Annotated in this window: 19 protein-coding genes and 1 pseudogene; 4 read left to right on the forward strand and 16 right to left on the reverse strand. The window is 52.9% G+C overall.

The genetic code is table 11. The features are described from left to right. Positions 1 to 68: 68 nt before the first annotated feature. Positions 69 to 998, reverse strand: a complete 930-nt coding sequence (locus tag Q0X57_RS01910; RefSeq protein WP_297726838.1) for a site-specific tyrosine recombinase — start codon at positions 996 to 998, stop codon at positions 69 to 71. A gap of 69 nt (positions 999 to 1067) precedes the next feature. Between Q0X57_RS01910 and Q0X57_RS01915 the strand changes: the two genes are divergently transcribed. Together Q0X57_RS01915 and Q0X57_RS01920 are read left to right on the forward strand one after the other, a co-directional pair. Next, the gene (locus Q0X57_RS01915; RefSeq protein ID WP_297726840.1) at positions 1068 to 1547 is read left to right on the forward strand and encodes a type II 3-dehydroquinate dehydratase; all 480 of its coding nucleotides are present in this window, start codon (positions 1068 to 1070) and stop codon (positions 1545 to 1547) included. A gap of 20 nt (positions 1548 to 1567) precedes the next feature. Next, complete coding sequence (locus Q0X57_RS01920) at positions 1568 to 2215, forward strand: O-methyltransferase (RefSeq protein WP_297726841.1); 648 nt, start codon at positions 1568 to 1570, stop codon at positions 2213 to 2215. Here Q0X57_RS01920 and Q0X57_RS01925 read toward each other — a convergent pair. The 3 genes from Q0X57_RS01925 to Q0X57_RS01935 form a co-directional block, all read right to left on the reverse strand. Next, the gene (locus Q0X57_RS01925; protein ID WP_297726844.1) at positions 2212 to 2835 is read right to left on the reverse strand and encodes a hypothetical protein; all 624 of its coding nucleotides are present in this window, start codon (positions 2833 to 2835) and stop codon (positions 2212 to 2214) included. The genes Q0X57_RS01920 and Q0X57_RS01925 overlap by 4 nt on opposite strands. A gap of 517 nt (positions 2836 to 3352) precedes the next feature. Then, positions 3353 to 5788: a transglutaminase domain-containing protein gene (locus Q0X57_RS01930; protein ID WP_297726847.1), complete on the reverse strand. Its 2436-nt coding sequence runs from the start codon at positions 5786 to 5788 to the stop codon at positions 3353 to 3355. A gap of 50 nt (positions 5789 to 5838) precedes the next feature. Continuing rightward, entirely contained in the window at positions 5839 to 6558 is a 720-nt protein-coding gene (locus tag Q0X57_RS01935) for a copper homeostasis protein CutC (RefSeq protein WP_297726850.1), read from the reverse strand. A 174-nt stretch (positions 6559 to 6732) separates the two neighbouring features. Here Q0X57_RS01935 and Q0X57_RS01940 point away from each other — a divergent pair, with 174 nt between their 5' ends. Together Q0X57_RS01940 and Q0X57_RS01945 are read left to right on the forward strand one after the other, a co-directional pair. Further along, a complete protein-coding gene (locus tag Q0X57_RS01940) occupies positions 6733 to 7344 on the forward strand; it encodes a DUF3575 domain-containing protein (protein WP_297726853.1) in 612 nt (203 codons plus the stop codon). Between the two features lie 631 nt (positions 7345 to 7975). Continuing rightward, positions 7976 to 10813 (forward strand): M16 family metallopeptidase, encoded by a 2838-nt coding sequence (locus Q0X57_RS01945; RefSeq protein ID WP_297726856.1) that lies wholly within the window; start codon positions 7976 to 7978, stop codon positions 10811 to 10813. A 651-nt stretch (positions 10814 to 11464) separates the two neighbouring features. Here Q0X57_RS01945 and nagB read toward each other — a convergent pair. From nagB to Q0X57_RS02010, 12 genes and pseudogenes are all read right to left on the reverse strand, one after another. After that, complete coding sequence (nagB, locus tag Q0X57_RS01950) at positions 11465 to 12271, reverse strand: glucosamine-6-phosphate deaminase (RefSeq protein WP_297726859.1); 807 nt, start codon at positions 12269 to 12271, stop codon at positions 11465 to 11467. 31 nt (positions 12272 to 12302) lie between these two features. Next, a complete protein-coding gene (locus tag Q0X57_RS01955) occupies positions 12303 to 13517 on the reverse strand; it encodes an FprA family A-type flavoprotein (protein ID WP_297726862.1) in 1215 nt (404 codons plus the stop codon). 33 nt (positions 13518 to 13550) lie between these two features. Next, complete coding sequence (gene lgt / locus Q0X57_RS01960) at positions 13551 to 14465, reverse strand: prolipoprotein diacylglyceryl transferase (RefSeq protein ID WP_297726865.1); 915 nt, start codon at positions 14463 to 14465, stop codon at positions 13551 to 13553. Between the two features lie 33 nt (positions 14466 to 14498). After that, positions 14499 to 15407, reverse strand: coding sequence for a diaminopimelate dehydrogenase (locus tag Q0X57_RS01965; protein ID WP_297726868.1), 909 nt, complete (start codon positions 15405 to 15407; stop codon positions 14499 to 14501). 29 nt (positions 15408 to 15436) lie between these two features. Then, a complete protein-coding gene (locus tag Q0X57_RS01970; protein WP_297726871.1) occupies positions 15437 to 16297 on the reverse strand; it encodes a neutral zinc metallopeptidase in 861 nt (286 codons plus the stop codon). Then, positions 16294 to 17847: a lipoyl(octanoyl) transferase LipB gene (gene lipB / locus Q0X57_RS08175; RefSeq protein WP_366775003.1), complete on the reverse strand. Its 1554-nt coding sequence runs from the start codon at positions 17845 to 17847 to the stop codon at positions 16294 to 16296. The genes Q0X57_RS01970 and lipB overlap by 4 nt, the downstream gene beginning before the upstream one ends. A gap of 5 nt (positions 17848 to 17852) precedes the next feature. After that, positions 17853 to 18896 (reverse strand): UDP-N-acetylmuramate dehydrogenase, encoded by a 1044-nt coding sequence (gene murB / locus Q0X57_RS01985; RefSeq protein ID WP_297726873.1) that lies wholly within the window; start codon positions 18894 to 18896, stop codon positions 17853 to 17855. 93 nt (positions 18897 to 18989) lie between these two features. Beyond that, entirely contained in the window at positions 18990 to 19472 is a 483-nt protein-coding gene (locus Q0X57_RS01990) for an SPOR domain-containing protein (protein ID WP_297726876.1), read from the reverse strand. A gap of 518 nt (positions 19473 to 19990) precedes the next feature. After that, positions 19991 to 20467, reverse strand: a complete 477-nt coding sequence (locus Q0X57_RS01995) for an ATPase (protein ID WP_297726879.1) — start codon at positions 20465 to 20467, stop codon at positions 19991 to 19993. A gap of 38 nt (positions 20468 to 20505) precedes the next feature. Then, entirely contained in the window at positions 20506 to 22335 is a 1830-nt protein-coding gene (locus Q0X57_RS02000; protein WP_297726882.1) for a V-type ATPase 116kDa subunit family protein, read from the reverse strand. After that, the gene (locus tag Q0X57_RS02005; protein WP_007365953.1) at positions 22332 to 22952 is read right to left on the reverse strand and encodes a V-type ATP synthase subunit D; all 621 of its coding nucleotides are present in this window, start codon (positions 22950 to 22952) and stop codon (positions 22332 to 22334) included. The genes Q0X57_RS02000 and Q0X57_RS02005 overlap by 4 nt, the downstream gene beginning before the upstream one ends. An 8-nt stretch (positions 22953 to 22960) precedes the next feature. Then, positions 22961 to 23597: pseudogene (locus tag Q0X57_RS02010) on the reverse strand (V-type ATP synthase subunit B); the annotation flags it as partial.

Here is a 23597-nt window from a genome sequence, read left to right on the forward strand (position 1 = left end):
GGAAGGAAACGAAAGTAGGTCAGAAAACTTTCGTTTCCTGACCTACTCGATTTTGGAGCTTGGTTGGGTCACTCGGCATCGTGATACGCAGGGTGCTGCTGATTGCGAGGATGGTAGCGCAGGATGTCGGCACGGAGTGCGGTGCGGTCCACGTGGGTGTAGATCTCCGTCGTTGCGATGCTTTCGTGCCCCATCATCAGCTGGATAGCGTGCAGGTCGGCACCTCCCTCAAGCAGGTGCGTAGCAAAGCTGTGTCGCAACGTGTGCGGACTGATCTCCTTATGTATGCCCGCCAGCTCAGCAAGCGTGCGGATCAGACAGAAGACCGTGATGCGAGAGATCGGTTGACCACGACGTGAGATGAAGATATACTGATCATACTCAGGCTTCGCATTATAGCGACAAGGATCGTTGAGATAGCACTGCACATCAGCGACCGCCTTGGGACTCATCGGCACCAGACGCTCTTTGCGCCCCTTGCCCCAGACGTGCAGATAACCTTCGTCGAGGAAGACATCGGAGTAGGTCAGCCCGCAAAGCTCCGACACACGTAGTCCGCAACTGTAGAGCACCTCTATGATCGCCGTGTCTCGTGAGGCTTCGGGACGCTCCTCGTCGATAGCTCCGAGGAGGCTGTCTATCTCTGCCAGCGTGAGCACCTCGGGGAGCTTCTTAGGTATCGGTGGCGTCTGCAATATATCCGTCGGGTCACGCTCTATCTCCTCCTCTAGCGATAGAAAGCGAAAGAAACTCTTGACCCCGCTCAGCACACGAGCCAGCGAACGCATCGAGATACCTAAGTCCAGCATATGTGCGGCAAAGTTATTGAGATGTTGCAACTTCACTTCCCGCAGACTCAACCCTATGTCTCCTATGTAGGTGTAGAGCTTGTCCACATCGTAGAGGTAGGAGTCGATACTATTGTCCGAGAGGTGTTGCTCCAGCCTCAGATAAGTTTTGTAGCGCTGTATCAGTTGCTGTCTTGGTTCTAGACTCATTGCAAGGGAGTTTCTTACTATCTTTGCGCTACGAAGTTAGCCATTTGCATCTAAACCGACAAGTTCACTATGCCTACAAATAGTTTGATCGAACCCCTTGCGACCCCGACCACGGGCAAGCCAGCCATACTCATCCTCAATGGTCCTAACCTAGTCCAGGTGGGTCAGCGCGAAGCCGAGATCTACGGATCAACGCCTCTAGTCCCCTACTTGGAGCAGCTAGCAAATGCCACCACAGAGGCGACCATTGCCATACGCTACTCGCACTACGAGGGCGCACTCATCGAGTACCTCTACATGGCTCAGGAGCTAGGCTACCAAGCGGTCATACTCAATGCGGGGGGCTACACGCATACCTCCGTAGCTATCGCAGACACGATACGTGCTATCTCTTTACCAGTCATCGAGGTGCACATCTCCCAGCCACTAGCTCGTGAGACTTACCGCCACACTTCACTCATAGCGCCCTATTGCCGTGGTAGCATAGCTGGCTTTGGCGTGGCCAGCTACGACTTAGCCTTACGAGCAGCCCTTCAGCTGAGCCGTTGACACCTTATATTATATAGACTATGGACGCAGAGCTAGAGCTTTATGCCCAGCAGCACAGTTCCTTCGGAGATCCTCTACTAGACGAATTGCTCCGCACTGCCTATGTGCGCCTCCTTCAGCCGAGGATGGTCTGTGGAGCTACGCAGGCGGGGCTACTTTCGATGCTCATCAAGCTCAGTGGTGCCAAGCGTGTCCTAGAGCTGGGCGCTTATAGTGGTTACTCAACGATAGCCATGGCGATGGCGCTCGAACCAATCGCTGGCGAGATCGACTCCATCGAGTGCGATGCAGAGATGATTCACTTCCTCTCTCCTTTTGTAGCACGTAGCGGGTGTGCTGAGCGCATTCACATACACCACGGTCAGGCTCTAGAGCTGATGCCAGTACTACTAGCGCAACAGGACTATGATCTCGTCTACATTGACGCCAACAAGCGTCAGTATCCCGACTACTACCAGTTACTGCGCAAACACTTACGACCAGGGACTATCATCTTGGCCGACAATACCCTTTGGGACGGTAAAGTAGCCGCCCCAACGACCCATCACGACCTTCAGCTGGAAGGGATCCAGCACTTCAATGAACTGGTAGCTCAAGACAGTGGCGTGGAGCAGCTCCTCCTCCCACTTCGTGATGGGCTCACGATCATTCGCATTCTGTCCGCCTAGTCAGGCTGAGCGGGAGCGATAGGCTTTGCCTCTTGAGAGGGCAGTTCAGCCGTTGTAGGCATTATCTCCGTGGTGGGCTTGACTGTGTCGCTCTTCGCTTGCATCTTATGCGAGGTCACTTCATTGCGTAGCTTGATAAGCTCTTCACGTTGCTCAGCCGTGAGCTTGTTGAGCTTGAGCCACTCTAGGAGCGCACGCACCGCCAGTCCGATCGTGATGACCGTGATCGCCCCGATAGCGCCCGACCAAGAGACCGTGACAAAGGGCAGATCCTGCGTAGGCGTACGCCATCCGAAGAGCGCCTTGCAGAGGATTGGCATAAAGAGCGCGACCACCGCCACGACCACCACAAAAGCGATGTAGCCCCCGAAGTGACGACGGCGCATCATGTGCCCAGCTACATAGTAGTAGTTGAGGTAGAAGATTGCAATCAGAAAGATATCCAGTAGCCACGTAGAGAGATAGTGTGATGGTGCCTGAAATAAAGACTCAGCCATCGTACTGCTCTGACCAACTAAGATGGACTGAATCAGTATGATAACGAGCCATGCGACTAGATAGATGAGCCAAGAGTAGCTCTTCGTCGAGTTTTGCTTTGCAGCAGTAGCGTCTTGTTTCATAATACAGGTAGACTTATAGTTATTACACCACAAAGATACAACAGGATAACGAAAGAAGCCTACATACAACGCAACCTGTCAGGGCTGACGCATTATATCGTGGTACTCCACGAACTAAGCTTGACAAAAACTCTAGGATATGTGGCTTGAGCCTGTCTTCATAGCGCTATCAATACTCATACATCTTCGCTAAGTCCGATATCTCCCGAGGAGTTTTTCCAATATCTCCCGAGGAAACGAATATTCCCCACGGAGCGCCGAAATAAAACTTCGGAAGAATGAAATAAAAGTTCGGAAGAATGAAATGAAAGTTCCAAAGAATTTTTCGTTTCCTCGCTGGATAATCCAGAATATCTACGGATGAATTTCCCGATTCCCTCCACCTCTTGATTTCTGTCTCAGAGACGTAGATTATAATGAGTCAGCCCTGCGCAAACTAGTTTTTTCTAAGCATGGCATGACATTGCTCTTAGCCCAAGTAGCACATCTGAAGCCTCGTGTGAGGGGGCGTGTGCTACTATAGTTGCTTGAGCACCTTCACGAGATGCTCTCCGATATTGATGGTGTAGCCTTGTTGAATGTAGACGACTCTATTGAATGTGTCGCAGATGAGGAAGATAGGGAGCGAACTGGATGTGAGCTTCATCTCCTCGCAGATCTCTTTGAGTATAGCGCCCTCTGAGTCTATGCCCCAGACCACTTGAGCGGGCAGGTCAAAGCCCTCATCGACAAATCGTGTGGCAGCATCTTGGCTCTCAAAGAGTAGTACGACAGACTTGCCCCACTCCTCGAGAGCGGACTTATAGATGGCGATGTCTCGTAGCGTATGATTGCTCGGCTCGTGATTTGGAGCGATCAAGCCTAAGATGTAGTAGCCACGTCCAGTTGTTGAGATGAGGCTCTTGGTGGTCTGTGTGGCGAGGTCGTAGTAGAGGTTCTCCGCATTAAAGCTTCCGATGACCTGTACTCCCTCATTGCTCTCTCGCATAGTGAGCTGTACGGTAGTGGTCTCCCCACGCTTGATCTCAAAGACCTCGCTATGCGTGAGCACGGCACCGCTGGCCATACGTGTACCAGTGGTCAGTAGATACCTGCCCTCGTCTAGGGTGATGCCCTTGGCAAAGTCGCGACTCCAAGTAGCCTCCTCGTCAAAGGTCAGCAGTGAGGTCTGACCAGCGACGATGCGACTGATGGTAAAGTGCGTATAGTACTTAGGATCGCTGATATACTTTGAGGGGGTATAGCGTAACTGAAGTGTGCCTTGAGGGCTGGCTGTGGGACTAGTATGGTCGTGCCACAGGACGTCGATCCACTGATTCTCTGCGTAATACTGTGGCTTGCGGTTGATCTCGTTAATACGTGCAGGCCATCCGAGACTACGGGCTGCTGCTACGAAGAAGATGTCTCTGCCTAGCTCATCGGCCTGTCGCTCGCGGTAGACGCTCATAGGCTGCATTCTCAGACCTTGCGGGTTCTGATCCGTTACTAGCTTAATGTTGTCGAGCGTCCAGACGATCAGCTCTCGTGGTGAGCGGAGGTCTGCCAGCTGCTCACGGAGGAAGTGCTTGTACGGAGTGAGCCACTCTAGCTCTACGCGGGGATTGAGGACGTACTTGCAGTAGAGCTCTGACTGATTGGTCTCGGCTGTCTCACTGTCTTGTAAGACTTCGAGGGATATGTCTCGCAGATCCTTCTTCGTTAGGACGGAGAGAAGCTTCTGAGCCATCTCTTTGTTGTTAGCTTGCTTGATAAACTGCTGAATGGTCGCATAATTGCCTCGTGACTCATCGACCATAGTCGCCTCGTAGGCTTGACGGAGACTATCTTCGTAAGCTAGGCGCTCGTTGTTGATGCGTCGCATCTCTTCGGATACTTGAGGCAAGGAGCCCGATATGCTAGGCGGTGTAATCGTTTCGTCCAAAACTTTCGGCAGGCTCTCGGGCGATAGGGTCACGGTCACCACTGGCTTGGCACCGAAGGTGACCTTTGTTAGGGCTATGGCACCATCCTTTTCGACCCAAACCATCATATCCCCACGTCCCGCCGTGAGCTTAGCTCTTCCCAAGGCATCGGTAAACTTAGAGGCTACAGTGAAGTAATCTGCATAGTTGTACAGCTTGAAGTCTACGCGGGCATTGGCTACCGGCTCTCCAGCGAGCGTCTTCACCTCAATGGTTACTTCAGCGCTAGGAGCATAGTGGTCGATCACATTGATCTCAGTAAAGAATGGCGTCCGCTGGATCACCTCTTCGGGACCGTCGTACGCTCCAAACACTTTGGTGTGCATAAGCATACCACGCGAAGCGCTCTCGTTGAACCACCCTAAGTTGAGTACTGGCTCAGGCTCGCACGCCCCCAAGAAGTACCACACCCCATCGGCCCACGCTTCGACCCACGCATGATTGTCGTCTGTATGAGCCCAGCGGGGCGTGTAGACCTGCCTAGCGGGGATACCCACAGAGCGGAGCGCAGCCACGAGGAGCGTGCTCTCTTCGCCACACCGACCGTAGGCTGTACGCACAGTCGCTAGCGGACTACTGGTACGGGCATCAGTAGGACGATAGGTAACCTTCTCGTGGCACCAGTGATTAACCTCCAGTATAGCGTCATACATAGACATACCGATGACACGATCTTTCAGTTCCTTGTAGAAAACCTCTCGACTATTGTCCAGGTTCTCGTTATTCACCCTAATCGGTAGGACGAAGTGTCTGAACTCCCGCTCGGGTATCCGCTTGCCCCAAGGCATCTCTTGGCGAGTCTGTAGCGAGAGTTGCACATTGTGCTCGTAAAAGGCTCTGCTATAGTCACACCGGTCTGGCAAGGGTAGGTACTGATAGAGGAAGTCTAGATACTGCTTGACTAAGGTAGCGGTTGGCTTCGTTTGCGCTAGAGCCAGCGATCCGCTTAGTAGTAGCACTGTGATGAGGTATAGAGAGAGTCTTCGTGTCATAAGATCTAGATAGCGTATCTATTCGCTTTGCAAAGGTAAGCTTTTAGGAATCACGGCATAGCCTTTAGGAATCTTCGCACAATATCTGCCGAGGTCTCCAGCCTACCGTCTGGTAGACGTAGAGATGCCGAGCCATGCACCTCTCGAGCACCCGTCTCGGTGAGTATTCGTTTGATATTGCTCGCCGTCACACCGCCCCCAGGGAGTATCTTAATTGCACCCGTAGCATGCTCAACGAGTTGACGTATGATCGGTATCCCCGCCTCCGCAGTATCCTTAGTCCCAGAGGTAAGGATACGTGTGCAGCCCAATGCCCGTATCGTCTCCAAAGCCTCTAGCGGACTCTGCGACTGGTCAAACGCCCGATGAAACGTAAAGGCGACTCCTTGAGATCGCTCCAAGAGCCTTCTCGTGGCGACCTCATCCACATCGCCAGCAGAGGTCATAGCTCCACTCACGATAGAATCAGCGTAGGGTAGCACCGCCTCTATGTCTCGCTCCATAACACGAAGCTCCTCCTCGGAGTAGACGAAGTCTCCCTCTCTCGGGCGGATCAAGACGTGGATGCGGAGCTCGGGATAGAGGGTGCGCACCTCTCTCAGCAGTCCTAGGGAAGGCGTCAGCCCACCCACAGACAGTGCTGAGCATAGCTCTATACGCTTAGCTCCTCCCGCCACAGCTGCCTGCACGCTCCGTATGCTTGCTGTGCACACCTCTAGTGTATACTCTCTTACTCCTCGGCAATCTTCCGAAGTCACGTCCTGTATCATACTAAGATTGTTTCCTTGTCGCTACAAACTTACTAAAAAAAACAGATCCTGCAAGTCGTGTACCCCGCCTCAATTGCGAGATCTACGTAGCCAGACGAATCTACAACGATTTGAAAACTATTTGCTACCTTTGGCTTCACAAGCATCTATAACCTATCAAATATAAGTACCCTTATGAACAACTTACTCAGAAAAGCCTTCGCACTCTGCGCCCTCGTCCTCGCTACGGGATACTGTCTGTCTGCACAAGTGGTTGTGGTGCAGGGCGAGCCCGAGGCTCCACTGCCACAGACGCTCAACGAGGTGCGCCTCAACCTTCTAGCACCCGTAGCCTTCAAGGCTATCTCACTCGAGTACGAGCGCTCCACGATCAGGGTAAAAGACCTAGGCTTCGGAGCTACCATCAGCGCCAGCTTTGCCCAAGGGGAAGACTATGAGGCCTCGCTCTTTCCCGCCTTTGGTGTGATGCCCTATGCGCGTTGGTACTTCGGTGGCAAGAAGCTCTCGATGACAAGGCTTAACTCAGGCTTCTTTATCGAGGCAAACACGGCGATCAACTACAATCGCTATACCATAAGACACTACAACCCCACGAACGACCAAACAACAAGCGAAACTCTACAAGGCACCTCTTGGGGTATCGGTCTCGGTGGCGGCTGGAAGTTTGTCTCTCGGAGCAACTGGAGTGGCGAGATCAGTCTACGTGTGGGACGCAATTTCGTCAGGAGCAAAGGCTATGACGATGTCTACGTCCACCCAGCTATCTCCGTGGGCTACCGCTTCTAAGCACGCATACGTCATCCTATTTCTATGGGGAGGATACCAAGCGACGGTGTCCTCCCCTTTTTTCTTTAAAAGCGCTCCTGTTGAGCGCCCTCCCTGGCAAATTGGAATTATCTGTGGAGGAAATCCGAATCCTCCACCGAGGAACGAGAAGTTTCTTCGGAACTTTGATTTCACTCTTCCGAAGTTTCATTTCATTCTTCCGAAGTTTTATTGGCCGTCTCCGTGGAGAATGAAAAATCCCCACCGAAGAGTTTCGGATTTCCTCCGTAGAGAATATCTCTACTCAAACCGAGACTGTAGACTTTTGCAACAGTCTCAAGCTAGGATGTCAAGAAGTTGGTGACTATAGATGCCCCCGCTAGATCGTAATCACACATCCCCACAGCGGACTAGCCATCTCATCTGACTACACAACTTGCTAATCAGCCAAATTTCAGAGACAATCTACGGTTTCTAAAAAGTGAGTATCTTTGCATCCGGGTCATATACAAGATTTAGCCGAGGACTTCTTGCAACATATATAGGAGTCCACTCGTCTACATCATACAGAGTGCCTCCCGAATAGGCACTATGACCTACGCTCTTTGAATAGACAACTAGTAATACATCAATAACTTTTAGACAACTGGATATGAATCTAAAGCGAATGCTGTCTATGACTGTGGTTCTCCTGACCATGTTGCTACCTCGTGTAGCCTCTGCTCAGGATATGAGTCAACCACTGCCTATAGACCCACAAGTCCGTACGGGCAAACTCGACAATGGACTGACCTACTTCATCCGTCACAACGAGCAGCCGAAGAATCGTGCTGAGTTTTACATAGCTCAGCGTGTCGGCTCTATCCTTGAGGAGGAGAATCAGCGCGGTCTAGCTCACTTTCTAGAGCATATGTGCTTCAACGGCACGAAGAACTTCCCCGACAAGACACTCATTAGCTATCTCGAGTCAAACGGTATGCGCTTCGGCTACAACCTCAACGCCTATACGGGTATCGATGAGACGGTCTACACGCTGATGGAGGCTCCTACAGAGCGTAAGGGCTTCATAGATAGCTGTCTGCTCATCCTACACGACTGGAGTGGCTTCGTCACACTAGCCGATGAGGAGATAGACAAGGAGCGTGGCGTCATCACTGAGGAGTGGCGCTCGCGTGACAATGCACAGATGCGTATGCTCAATACGGCACTCCCCAAGATCTACCCCAACAACCGCTACGGTGTACGCATGCCTATCGGTCTGATGAGCGTGGTCAACGGCTTTAAGTACAACGAGCTACGCGACTACTATCACAAGTGGTATCGTCCCGACCTACAGGCTATCATCGTGGTCGGTGATGTCGATGTAGACTATGTAGAGAAGAAGATCAAGGAGATGTTTGCCGACATACCTGCACCAGTCAATGCAGCAGAGCGTGTCTACTTCCCCGTAGAGGACAATGATGAGCCACTCGTAGCTATCGAAAAGGACAAGGAGGCTACCAGCACTGACCTGATGGTTATGTTCAAGACAGACGCTATGCCTGTCGAGATGACCCGCACCATCGCTGGTGTCATGAAGACCTACCTATATGGCATCACAAACCGAATCCTCGATGAGCGCTTTACAGATCTCATGCACAAGCCCAACCCCGCTTTCACTAGCGCTAGTGGATATATAAGCAACTACTTCCTCGCTCAGACGAAGGACGCTCTTACCTTCAACGTTACGGCACGTGAGGGTGAGCTAGACGTAGCACTCAAGGCTCTTATGGCTGAGATAGAGCGCATACGCCAGTATGGCTTCACAAAGGGTGAGTATGAGCGTGCACGCACTGATCTCCTCAAGGGCTATGAGAATAGCTACAACGAGCGTGAGACTCGCAAGAATAAATCTTATGCTGACGAGTACAAGGACTACTTCACCACGGGTGGATACATCCCTGGTATCGAGATGGAGAAGGCGATGATGGAACAGGTCGCTGCAAACATACCTCTAGAAGTCGTCAACCAGATGATACAGTCTATCATCGGTGACAAGAACATGGTGCTTATGCTCACAGCTCCCGACAAGGCAGGGCTCGTACTACCTACCGAGGCTGAGCTAGTTGCTAAGGTCAATGAGTACCGCAAGCTCCCCGTAGAGCCTATCAAGGACGCTGTCTCTGATATGAAGCTGCTGGATAAGGCTCCCAAGGCTGGCAAAGTAACCAAGCGTGAGGACAACCTCAAGTTTGGTACAACGCGCCTCACACTGAGCAACGGTATGGTAGTCTATCTCAAGACGACCGACTACAAGAAGAATCAGCTCTCACTCACAGCTGTAGCTCCTGGTGGCACCAACGCTTACCTCAAGAACGCTAAGGACCTGCCCAATATCAAGAACCTCAGCAGCGTCGTCTCGCTAGGTGGTGTAGGCAAGTTTGACAATCCTACCCTCTCTAAGGCACTGACAGGTCGTAGCGTCTCTGCTTCTGGCTCTATGCGTGGCACACGCACCTTCTTTAGCGGTTTGTCTACGCTTGAGGATATGGAGACTTTCTTCCAGCTTCTCTACCTCCGCATGACGCAGCCTAGACAGGATGCAGATGCCTTTACCAACTGGCGCACCAACATGATCGAGCAGATCAAGAATATGGAGTCCAATCCTATGATTTCCTTCCAGGATTCGCTCTTATATGCGCTCTACAACAACGATCCTCAGATGCGACGCGCTACTATTGCTGAGATCGAGGCTGTCAACTACGATCGCGTGATGCAGATCTGGAAAGAGCGCATCGCTGATCTAGGAGACCTACAGCTCTACTTCATCGGTAATGTAACTCCCGAGCAGCTGATCCCTTACCTAGAGAAGTATGTAGCTTCTGTACCTACTAAGGGTCGTAAGCACAACATGCTCAAGGAGCTCGTACCCGCAGTACGTCAGGGTTCTATGCACATTGACTTCAAGAAGGAGCTTGCTACTCCGATGGCTATGGTCATAGCTGCTTATACGGGCAAGCTACCCTACACGCTCCACAACGAGCTAGCTATGGAGGTACTAGGAGCAGTTATGGATCAGGTCTACACAGCTACCGTTCGTGAGGACGAGGGTGGCACATACGGTGTCAGCTCGGGTGGATCTATCAGTGACAATCCTGAGGGCGAGACTGTCTTCCAGATCTTCTACCAGACAGATCCTGAGAAGGTAGACAGACTCAACAAGATCATCTACGCAGAGCTCGAGAAGGTAGCTAAGAATGGTCCCGAGAAGGAGATGTTTGACAAGACTATCCTCAACATGAAGAAGGACTATGCTGAGAACCTTAAGAAGAACGGCTACTGGCTCAACTACATGATTGACTTCTTCTTCGATGGTCGTGACTTCCAGACTGACTACGAGAAGACGCTCAACGGCATCACGCCCGCAGACGTACAGAAGATCGCTCAGGAGCTCCTCAAGCAGGACAATCACATCGAGGTCATCATCCGCGATGCTAAGAAAGCGAAGTAAATGAAGCTTACACTCCTACAGGGTGTCTATCACACTCCGTGACGACGTCTCCGTAAGGAACTAGCAATACTAACTAGCAAGAGCGAGTAACTCTAGGGTCTCCCCTCCGAGTTACTCGCTCTACACGATTACAGACCAACTCTTTGCCATCAAGGAGCAACTTGAGCAACAATTGGGTTGTCAACACTATAGGCTGAGGACTCAAAGCGCAGGGCGAGAACTGCTACTGGCGGGAGATCATCCGACGTATGTCGACGCAGAAGTTGGTCACCACCGAAGGCGTCAATCCGCTGGGCGAAAAGGTCGAAATGCGACAATGTAGTAAGTCCTCCAAACAAGACACCGAGATCTACCAAAAGCTAGGCTTACGAGAAGCATCTTTCAAGAAAATCAAAATCTGTAGGATACAAAGTCCATAACTCAAACGCTCCCGCCCGCACCCAATAACCATTACACGCTCCCTCCCTTGAAACTTGGTGTAGATGAGCTATAAGGGTACTTCACCAATCATTTTGACCTTTACGCCAAGTTTGATTGGGTCGTGGAGATAAAGAAAGAAGGCCGAGAAGTAACGAATACTTCTCGACCTTCTTTCTGATGGTGGCGTATGCTACGAGGGCATCCGCCGATCTATTTGTGAGCTACTACCTCTTAGTAGGCTAGACCCTCACGGGCTAGCTTCTCCTCCTGCTTGTAGAAACGGAAGGTCTTCACCTGTAGCTCTACGGCAGCGTCGTCATCGCAGACGATGATGCTGTCGGAGTGAAGCTGCAGTGCGGAGATAGGACACATCTGGGTGATATGACCCTCGACGGCCTTGCAGAGAGCACGCGCCTTGTTCGAACCGTTGATAAGAATCATCACCTCACGAGCATCTGTCACGGTGCCGACACCTACGGTTAGGGCACGTGTAGGAACCTTTGAGAGGTCGTTGTCAAAGAAACGGCTATTGTCACGGATGGTCTCGGGCATCAGACGCACCTCACGAGTGCGAGAGGCTAGCGAGGAGCCTGGCTCGTTGAAGGCGATGTGGCCATCAGAGCCGATACCGCCGATGAAGAGGTCGATACCTCCGCGTGACTGAATCATCTCTTCGTAAGCTTGGCACTCAGCAGCGGTGTCCTCAGCCAAACCATTGAGGAGGTGTGTATTCTTGGGGTCGATGTCGATGTGGTCGAAGAAGTTGCTCTTCATGAAGTAGTGATAGCTCTCGGGATGTGAGGGCTCTAGACCGACATACTCGTCCATATTGACTGTAATTACGTTCTTGAAGCTGACACGACCAGCCTGACAGGCTTTGGCCAGCTCTTGATACATACCAATAGGGGTAGAGCCTGTGGGCAGACCGATCACAAAGGGGCGATCAGCTGTGGGTGCAAACTCATTGATGCGTTTGATCACATGCTCTGCTGCCCATGTAGACATGGCAGCATAATCTTGCTCGATAACAAGTCTCATAGATTATTTGTTGGTTGTTGGTATTTAGGTATTAACGGTAAAGTTCTAGTAGCCTCTTGCCAATAGCAGCCCCTAGGTCACGTCCCTGAGCGAGCTGCCCTGGGGTGGCGGCACCCTTGATCTCTACAGGATCGGACACCTGCTCAAAGGCTAGCTTCTCCAGGATCTCGGGCATGATCTTGACAGACTGCCCAGCCCAAGTACAGCTGCCAAAGTAGCCGATGATGCGATGCTTGACCTCGCGGAGGGCAACCTTGTTGAGGATGTCACGCATAGGTGAGAAAAGGCTATTGCAATAGGTCGGAGCGCCGACGATGAGGGCGCGATACTTAAAGATGTCACGGAGCATATGGGAGGGATCGGCCGTGCTGACGTTGTGCACGACAATCTCCTTGATGCCGCTCTGCGCTAGTCCCTGAGCGACCGCCTCGGCCATCTGCTCGGTGTGTCCATACATGCTACCGTAGAGGATGACTGCACCACAGCTTGTGTCGTACTTGCTGAGCTGATCGTAGATGGCGAGTGCCTGGGGGAAGCCGTGCTCCGTCCATACGGGACCATGGGTCGGACAGATGTACTGTGGCGACAGCCCTAGTGAGCTGTACTTCTCCAGAGCTTTCTGGACAAACATGCCAAACTTGCCTACGATGCAAGCGTAGTAGCGGTACATCTCTTCATAGTAGAGGTCGAGGTTCATATCTCGGTCGATGAAGGCACCGTTGAGTGTGCCAAAGGTGCCGAAGGCATCGGCCGTGAAGAGGACGTTGTTGGAGCTCTCATAGGTAAACATGACCTCGGGCCAGTGTACCATCGGTGCCATGACGAAGTGGAAGGTGAAGCCTCCTATCTCTAGGGGCTCTTTCTCCGAAACGACTACGCGCTGCTCCTGAGGGATTGGTGCGAAGTAAGAGTCGAGCATGCCGAAGGTTTTGGCATTGCCCACCACCTTCATCTCAGGATAGAGGGTGCGTAGGAGACCAATAGAGCCACTGTGGTCAGGCTCCATATGGTCCACGATGAGGTAGTCGATGGGACGATCACCGATGATGGACTTGATCTTGTCCAAGTGATGCTCTGCGGTCCCAATCTCCACACCGTCAATGAGTACAACCTGCTCACCTACGAGCAGATAAGAGTTATAGCTGACGCCATAGGGTAGTGACCAGGAGCCCTCAAAGAGTTGCTTCGTGCGGTCATTGACTCCGATATAGTATATTGAATCGGTGATTTGATTGCGATACTCCATAATAGAATGGTTGCTTTATAGTAGTGAATAGATTTAGTGCTTGTTCTGGTGAGCGGCTTGCTCCTTGCGCTTTGTTTCCTCTGCGAGTAGACGCTCCACCTCTGCCTGAGGCACTGGGTGGCGCAGGGCGTAGATGATCATACCGACACCGATGATGATGAAGGGGATGCTGAGTAGCTGCCCCTGGTTGAGCCCGATGGCCTCGACCAGCTTGTGCTCCCACGGCTCCTGGACGAACTTGACGGTCTCGATGAGCAGACGTGCTACGAAGGTGAGCGTGAGAAGCGTCCCGACGATGAGCCCCTGATACTTGTAGCCCGCATTGCGACGCCAGTAGAGCCACATGCAGATGGCGAAGACGAGCAAGTAGGCGAGCGCCTCGTAGATGGCTGTCGGGTGACAAGGCATCCCACCAGCTAAGGTCTGCCACTCGGCGGAGCGTACGAAGCGAAAGCCCCAGGCAACATCGGTAGGGTAGCCGAAGATCTCGCTATTCATCAGATTGCCGAGACGTATCATGGCTGCCACGAGACCAACGGGTACGCAGAGGCGATCCATACCCCAGAGGATTGGTTTGTGCGATACCTTGCGTGCGTAGATCCACATAGCGATGATGAGACCGATTACACCTCCGTGGCTCGCTAGTCCGCCCTCCCACGTCTTTAGGATCTCAACGGGATTGGCGAGGTAGTATAGGGGATCGTAAAAGAGACAGTGCCCTAGTCGAGCGCCGACGATCGTACCGATGGCTACGTACCAAAAGAGCTTGTCAAACCATGGCTCGGGCAAGCCCTCCCGCCGCCAAATGCGATGCACGATCCACGGACCGAAGACGAAAAGCCCCACGGCAAAGAGTATGGCGTACCAGCGCAACTCAAAGGTGCCGACGGTAAAGATAGCGGGGCTGACGTCCCACGTGATGGCTAGTAGGGTTAGTGTGCTGGACATTGCGAGTAGATGTTAGACCTTAGAAGTTAGAGATTAGACTAGATGAGCGATCCAGTCGGAGCGGTCGCCAGCGAGTAGGTCTATGACTGGCACCTCGGGGAGTGTGTAGGCTCCTGGGGTGAGGCGTTGCGTAGCACGAGCCGAGGCGACCATCATTTGGGCGGTCAGGGCGGGGTTGTTGATCTGCATCTCGAAGGTGAGACGCTGGTTGTGCGTTACGCCCGAGACCCCTTTGCGCATCATATGCACGCCATGGCCTACGTCCTCTAGAGCTGCGACAGAAGGGACGAAAGTGACGATCGTCTCGTCATGAGCGAAGTAATCATCAGCGAGGATGGCTTGGCGTACTTGCTCTTCGTTGGCGCCAGCCTCTAGCTCTACATAGACTTGTCTGCGGTGCTGTCCGTAGCCTATGGGCAGGGTCATAGAGAGCGCATCACGGACACCAGCTATGGCACGTGCCGCTACTGAGTGTCCCATACTCATGCCTGGCCCGAAGTCTGTGTAGGTGATTCCCTCGGGAGCCATCGCTTGCATCAAGGTACGAACGACTGAGTCGCTTCCAGGATCCCATCCAGCGCTGATGATGGAGACCGCTTGGTGCTCCTGAGCTACCGCCATCAAGTCGTGGCGTAGCGTAGCTATCTGGGTATGGATGTCGAAGCTGTCTACGGTGCTAATGCCCTGAGCTAGGTAACGCTTGGCGTAGTCAGGCACGGAGCGTGTCGGTACAGCTAAGATGGCGACATCTGCCTTGGGCAGGACTTCATCCTCTCCGTAAACGGAGATGCCATGAGCGGTCAATACTTGGCTTTGAGGATCATTCTTGGAGCGACGGACTACACCGACCAGCTCCATGTCGGGAGCGGTGCGTACGGTGGTCACAACTTGCTTGCCTACGTGTCCGTAGCCTACGACGAGTACTTTTATCTTTTGGTTCATCTGTAAAGTGCTATAGAATTGGTTATTTGTCAAAAGCGGTAACGGCTTGCGCCATCCAAGTTGCCTGTCTCAAAGCCAGAGCGAAAGGCTTGCATGCGCTGTGCTGAGGTACCGTGTGTGAATGAGTCTGGGACGGCATAGCCCTGGGCTTCTTTTTGCAAGGTATCATCGCCGATAGCGTTGGCGGCTGTGAGCGCATCCTCGAGGTCTCCAGGCTCAATGAGTATGATGCCGAGTCGCTGTGCGTGGTAAGCCCACACGCCAGCAAGGTAGTCGGCTTGTAGCTCCAGTTGCACACTGGCGCGGTTGTACGCTTCCTGCGAAACACACCCTTGCTGCTGGTGTAGCTTGTCAGAGATACCGAGGAGGTTCTGCACGTGATGCCCTACTTCGTGAGCGGTGACGTAAGCCATGGCTAGGTCTCCTGGAGCTTTGAAGCGAGAGGCGAGTAGATTGAAGAAGTCTAAGTCAATGTAGACCGTCTGGTCGGCTGGACAGTAGAAAGGTCCTACCTCGCTGGTGGCTCCTCCGCAACGGCTCTGCACCTGATCGGTGAAGGTCACCAGTGTCGGTGCTGCATAGGCGCGTTGTAATTCGGAATTGAAGAGGTCTGTCCACACATCGTTGCAACTGTTGAAGACGCGTAGCGTGAAGACTTTGAACTCTTCGTTTTCGTTGACACGTGAGGGGTCTACCTGCTCCGTTTGTGAGCCAGGCAATACATTGTCTGCCACCTGCATCAGTCCCGTGAGGTCTACGCCGAAGAAGAGACTAGCGAGGACGATGACGATACCGCCGATGCCACCTCCGAGGGCTAGACCTCTGCCTGAGATGCGTCCGCGTCTATCTTGATAGTTTGCCGAACTATCGTTGGGGCGAAGCCATTTCATAAGGAGTCGTCGTTAGGTAGGTGGTACATAAGGTGCGTGAAGTGCTTGCGAAAGAGCCCCTCCAGCTGATGCTTGACCAGCGGAAAGTAAACCTCCCCTCGTCCTATCTCTTGCTCCATCGAGGTGACCCCTTTGTCGGTAAAACCACACGGGTTGATGAGCTGGAAGTAGCTTAGGTCGGTATTGACATTGAGCGCGAAGCCGTGCATCGTCACATAGCGAGAGGTGTGCACACCGATAGCGCAGATCTTACGAGCTTGCGGGGTGTGTGCATCAATCCATACGCCCGTAGCGCCCTCGAGACGCTCCGAATGAATGCCGTAGAGGTAGAGCAGATCAATGATACACTGCTCCATCGTGTGGATGTACTCCTTGACACCTATGCCGTAATGCTCTAGGTCAAATATTGGATAACCCGTGATCTGCCCAGGTCCATGGTAAGTGATGTCGCCACCACGCTCTATCTGGACAAGCTGAATGCCTTTAGAGTTGAGCAAAGCCTCCGAGACAAGCAGATTCGTCTGCTTGCCATGCTTGCCAATGGTCAGCACGGGCTCATGCTCGCAAAAGAGTAGCACGTCCTTTGGTACCGTCCGATGCGCTACCTTGGCATCAATACGCTCCTGCCAAAGCTGCAGCTGCATCTCCAGTGCCTCTCGGTAATCGATCCTACCACAATCCCGATAGGTAAAAGGCTCGGCACCACTTCGCACCAGCTTATCCTGCGTGGGTTGCGGGGTATAACCCGCCCCCTCGGTGTAGCGCAGAGTTAACCCGTCGTAGCCAACGTACACACCCTCGGGCAGTCGCTCCTGAAGCTCCGCCGTAGGTGGCGCATGGTGCGAAAGGTGAATGATGTAGCTCCGTTGCGGCTGAACTTTGGCGGTCAACTCAAGAGCCTCCTCGATCGTTTGATGTGTCGGGTGAGGCTTGGTGTAGCGCAGTCCATTGACAAAGAGTAGCTCTACACCTCGGAGCTTCTCAATCTCCTCTGGGGCTATACTCTTCAAGTCGGTTAGGAAGCCAAAGCTCCCGATGCGATAGCCTAGTATCGGCTGCTTGCCGTGCATAACCCGTATTGGCTCGATCGTCAGGTCGTACAGTGTAAAAGGCTCTAGCGACGAGATGGGGTGTAGCGTCAAGTGTGGCGTACCAGGATAGCGATGCGGTCCGAAGTAGTAGTGTAGTCGAGCCTTGATCGACTCTAGCACGTTAGGCTCTGCGTAGATGGGTAGCTCCGTGCGCCACGAGATCGTGCGCAGGTCGTCTAGTCCTCCGATATGGTCGTAGTGCTGGTGCGTTAGGATGATCGCATCTAGATGATCAATGCCCGCTAGGAGCGCTTGCTGCCTGAAGTCTGCGCTACAGTCGATCAGTATTCGCCGACCCGAAGGTGAGACCATCATAGCCGATGTGCGGGTGCGCTGGTCGCGTGGGTCTAGGCTTAGACAAGTACGACAGTAGCAACCCACCTCAGGTACGCCAGTGCTGGTACCTGAGCCTAGTAGCTCGACGATCTGTGGCGAGGGATGACGGTGGCGTGAGGGCATAGGAGTCAGTCTATATAGCGTACCTCGGGATGTAATGTGATGCCAAACTTACGGCTCACCTCCTGCTGTACGTGCTCTGCTAATGCGACCACCTCTTGACCAGTCGCTCCACCGTAGTTGACGAGGACGAGCGGTTGCTTCTCGTAGACTCCTACGGCACCAGTGCGGTAGCCTTTGAGTCCCGTTTGGTCTATGAGCCAGGCTGCCGAGAGCTTGACTTCCCCTTCGTGGTGAGTAGGGTAGTGAGGCACGGGCGTGTCGTATTGCTTCGCCAGCTCCTCGTACTGCGCTAGTGGCACGATGGGGTTCATGAAGAAGCTCCCGCCATTTGGTATCTCCTCAGGGTCTGGTAGCTTAGCACGGCGAATGCGTATCACCTCTTGGCGAATCTCTTCGGGCGTAGGCATGGTGTCGCGCCCCTCGAATGCTTTTGCCAAGGAGGCGTAACTCAGATTGCAGGTCGGCTCGGTACTTAGTATGAAGTGTACGTGTGTGACGATGTAGGGGTGGTACTGCGGATCTTTGAAGATGCTATACCTATATCTGTAGTCACATAGAGCGCTCGGTATGCGGAGCTTCATACCTGTCGCTAGGTCAACTACATCGACCGCTACGATGTACTGAGAGACCTCGCTCCCGTAGGCACCTATATTCTGTATGGCAGCAGCACCTACGGTACCTGGGATGAGAGATAGGTTTTCTATACCATAAAGCCCACGGCTGAGCATTAGCTCCACAAAGTGGTCCCACACGATGCCACTACCCGCCCGTACATGTTGCTGTCCTGGGTGGGTCAGCGCACTCTCGGTCTCGTCGTAGTAGTGGAGGTCGTTGATCTGCGAGTAGAGGATGACGCCACGATACTTATCGTGCGTAAAGAGCAAGTTGCTCCCAGCGCCTATCGGTAGGTAGGGCTGCGAGACAAAGTACTCATCACGAGCCAGTGTCTGAAGATCCTCAGCACTGCTGTAGTTGATCCACCAGTCGGCGGTAGCCTCTGTGGCAAATGTGTGGTACTCCCGAAGCGGTTGTTGCTGTATGATCTCCATAGTTTATAGTGTCCGAAGAAGGAGCCTTAGAGTCTATCTATGTAAACTCTAAGACTCCTATTTTATTGTATGTGGCTATGTAGGGAGACCCGACTATCGGATCTTCTCTAGAATCCAAGCATCTTGGAAGTCAGGAGCGAAGCGTCCCTTGACCTGCTCTCTAGAAGCCTCAGCCTCACGGCGGTTGTCAAAGCTGGTGATGATGACACGGAGCATACCAGCCTCGTTTTGACCTAGTACGGGATTGTAGCCCTGAGCTTGTAGGCGCTCCTTGAGAGAGTAAGCGTTGGTGTGGTTTTGGAATGAACCGACGACCACGTTGTAAGTCTTGAGCATGTTTGCGTCCTCACCCTTGACCGCCTCTAGGCGCTCACGACGTAGCTGGATGTCAGCGGCAGGCTCACGAGCGACGACAACATTTGCAGGAGGAGTCATCACAGGCTCTTTCTGCTGTGCGGCAACTTCACGTTGCTTAGCCTTCTCATACACCTGACGATAAGCACTTTGCTTAGGCCCACATGCGCTCACTGAGAGCAGAAGTAGGGCTGAGGATAGGAGGATCAATGCCTTTTTCATATCTGTATCTTGTTTGAACTTGTTGATTCATCGTTTTCTACGTGGCAAAGGTAGTAGTTTTTGCGCAAATACCACTACCTCCCAATGTCAATGATTGGTAATCCCCATAGGAGCAGGTGGAGCGGGTGTCGCTGAAGATGCTGTTGTGTGCCTATGAACGCCGACTTTCACGGAGCTATTTCCAAATAGCTACCGAGGAAACGAAGTTTTTTCACGGAAGGTCGAAATAAAAGTTCGGAAGAATGAAATGAAAGTTTGGAAGAATGATTTGAAAGTTTGGAGGAATTTGCCGTTTGCTCCGTGAAGAATCCACATTTCCTCAGGAGAAAGTCTGAATTTGCTCAAAAAGTCAAAGAAAGGTGGAGACGAACCCTATTTTGTCGTGCAGGTCTAAATACAACAAGTCCCCGACAGCGTGATCTCTGCCGAGGACTTGTCCTATAGTTTGTCAGGGCTAGCTAGTAGCCCACGTATGTAAAGCTTGCTACTAGCGTAGCGAAGTCTCTATCGGAGTGCGCCTATGCGAGGAATAGACCTCTGACGACACCGAAGGTTAGGATCGATACAAGTAGCGCTAGGATGGCGTACAGCTCAGGGAAGACGGCCATGACCATGGTCGCACCAAAGAGGTTGTTGCCAGCACCGATACCCTTGATACCATTGGCGCAGACCTGTGCCTGACGGATGGCTGAGTAGAGACCGACGAGACCGAGGCTGAGTCCAGCAGCGAAGATAGCCCACGCAGCACCAGCACCGAGTACGCCAGCGGTGAGGAGATCCTTGATAAGACCGTTGGCCATAAAGAAGCCGACGAAGCCGTACAGACCCTGCGAAGAGGGTAGAGCGGAGAGTCCGATGTACTGACCGAGGGCGTCAGGATTCTTCTTCATAGATCCGATGGTCGCATTACCTGCGATGGTGACACCGATTGAGGAGCCGATACCTGTGAGGATGACCATGAGGGCTACGCCTCCGTATGCAATTAGTTCGTTCATGTTATGTATATCTGTTGTTTGATTTGATTATTGCTTGTTTAGTTGACCTTAAAGGGGGTGTAGGGTTTACCGCCACCCTCGAACTCGCTGTTCTTGTAGTACTCCACAAAGGTGAGACGTAGCGGGTGTACGAGCGAGCTGATGATAGCTAGTCCGAAGTTGAGCCCGTGTCCGAAGAGTAGGATGAAGACCATCACGAGCCAGTTGACCCCGACGGGTAGACCCTCAGACATGGAGACCGCTAGGTTGTTGAAGACGCCACCCAGCACGCCACTCGTCAGTCCGATAGCGAAGAGACGAATGTAGGAGAGGGTGTCTCCGAGTAGTCCCGAGGCGGTGTTGTAGCTTGCCCAAAGTGAGGAGCCGACGTTGAGGAAGATGTTTTTGCCTGGGCTATTGTAGAAGACCACAACAAGTCCTGCAGCTATCGCTAGTCCATAGAATATGTAAGTGACGTAGCTGGGGAGTGCTGTCGTAGCCATCGGTAGCGCCACTGCCATGATGAGGGCAAAGATGACGATGACCCACGCATAGGCAGAGAGGGCATACTTGATGCCTCGCTGCTTCTGTATCTTGACGGCTGCCACGGTCTTCGCAAAGAGGATCTGAATGATACCTAGCACGACCGAGAGGAGCATGAGGTTGTCCTGATTGAGGAAGTAGTCATTGCGGACACTGCCCAGCAGGGAACCATCATTTGCCCATGGCATGACCATACCGAAGACGGTACCGAGTAGCGAACCGACCACGACGGTGGTGCCTCCGAGCCACTGCGCTAGAGAGCAAATGTCTTTCGTCGATTGCCCCTTGACCTTGCGCTTGAAGATCGTCGCCAATAGGAAGATGACGAGTCCATAGCCTGCATCTCCAAAGCATAAGCTGAAGAAGAGCATGAAGAAGGGTGCGAAGAGTGGCGTCGAGTCGAGCTCCGAGTAGTTCGGCAGAGAGTACATCTGCGTAATCGGCTCGAAGAGTCGGCTGAAGCGATTGTTCTGGAGCTTGATGGGGATCTTGTCCTCATCGAGTATCTCCTGCTCAGCATAGTAGCAGGGGAGCTGATCTAGCTCTTGTCGCACCTCGGGAACGATCTTGCTCGGTATCCACCCCTCGAGGAGCATGACTTTGTCATCCGCCTCGCCAGTAGCCTGTAGGAAGGCGTTGCTCATCTGATACTTGTCCTGGAGGAGGAGGTCGTAGCCCTGCAAGTCTTCCAAGTGCTGATCGATAAACTCCTGTATCTCGGTGTCAATCTGCTCGGCACGCTGCTCGAAAGAGGCGAGCCTCTCGGCCAATTCGCTGGCGGTGTGGGTCGGAGCTTTGATCTGCTCCGCCTCGATGCGCTCAGTGCTCTTGTCGCCGACGGTGATGAAGTAGTGATGCGAGCGTCGGGTGTCGATGATGATGGCGTTGTGCTCCTCCTCCCAGTGCTCTTGGTACTGAGCCGTAGGAATGATGTAGAAGCGGACTGGGTAACCCGCTTGCTGGAGCTGCTCTAGCTGCTGGACGTCATACTCGCCCCACGGCTCCCAGTAGTCGTTTTCCCGCTGCTGGCTCTCGATCTGAGAGGCTATCTGGCGACGATCCTCTAGGAGCGTCTCGATCTGCTGTAGCAGAGCTTCGCCCTCCTCGGTGCTAGCTGGCTTACGAGGAGTGCCGACGGGTTGCTCCTCGGAGCGCTTGCGAGAGAGGGTGCGGATGAGACCTGCTAGATGACGGCGCGCCACAACGATCTCCTTGATCTGTTCGCTCTCACTGGTCGACTTATTCTCCTTAATATGCACGACCCCTAGGTCGCGTAGCTTGAGGAGGAAGCTGTCGTAGTCTTGGTGATAGACTAGGAAGAGGTACTTATCTATTTTCTCTATCATTGTGCTAGTCGCTCTTTTTGTTTGGCAGCACGAATCTCTAGATTGGTGCGCATGATCTTTTGCGAAGCCTTGGAGAGACTCTCCTCATCCTCTAGATAACGCTTGATCTTGAGGATAGCGTCTTTGTAGCCAGGTATCTGAACCTTCTCAAAGAGGTTGACCTTTTGCGTAGTCTTACGACGAGCATACTCGAGATACTCTAGCTTGAGATTGAGAAACTCTGCCTCGATGCCCAGTGTGGCTAGCGCCTTGAGTAGCTCGACACCCTGAGCAAACCACGAGGGACGGCTGAAGAGACTGAAAGGCTTCACCTCGTAGTCGATATTGTCTAGCACAGGGACGACGACACCAGCTATCTTCTTCGTCGAGAGCTGCACGTCGGTGACGCTGACCAACGTAGGGTCAAACTCGTCCCACAGCGCCACCATATCCTGGTAGCCCTGTATGCCCTGCTCTAGCTGCTCATTGAGAGCATCTATCTCACGGCGAGCCTTCTTGACCTCTAGACGGAGGGCACTCTCCTTGCTCTTGATCGTGGGCAGGGTGCGCTCTCGCATCTTAAGCTGCTTTTGTTGCTGCTGTAGCGAGGTCTTGTTGTACTGAAACTTGATCGCCATCTCTCTTTCTAAGCTTTGTCGACCTTACTATCTATAGGCCAATACTTGTCCACGAGACTCTGACGGATGCTTACCTCGGCGGGGGTGAAGTACTTGGCAAAGAGGCTCCACGCATGATCGAGCATCTCGGTCGTATTGAGGTTGACGTCGATAGCTAGGAGGTCGTTGGCATAGTCCTTAGCGAAGTCTAGCGTACGCTGGTCGTAGTCTGTCAGGTCAAAGCCGTTCTCCAGCTTAGTCTGAGCATTGGCCGCATCGGCATAGAGACGTACGCCAGCATTCATCACCTGCGGGTGATCTTCGCGAGTCTTCTTACCGATGACCAGCTGCTTCAGACGAGATAGCGAGCGGAAGGGGTCTACGATTACCTTACCGATGGAGGAGTCACGACGCAGGTAGAGCTGACCTTCGGTGATGTAGCCCGTGTTATCTGGCACAGCGTGCGTGATGTCGCCTCCTGAGAGGGTCGTCACAGCGATGATCGTGATGGAGCCTCCGTCGGGGAACTGTACGGCCTTCTCATAGATCTTAGCCAAGTCGGAGTAGAGTGAGCCTGGCATGGAGTCCTTAGAGGGGATTTGGTCCATACGGTTCGAGACGATGGAGAGTGCATCGGCGTAGTTGGTCATATCGGTCAGGAGGACC

Origin of the sequence: uncultured Porphyromonas sp. (assembly GCF_947254915.1) — a bacterium.
GTDB lineage: Bacteria > Bacteroidota > Bacteroidia > Bacteroidales > Porphyromonadaceae > Porphyromonas.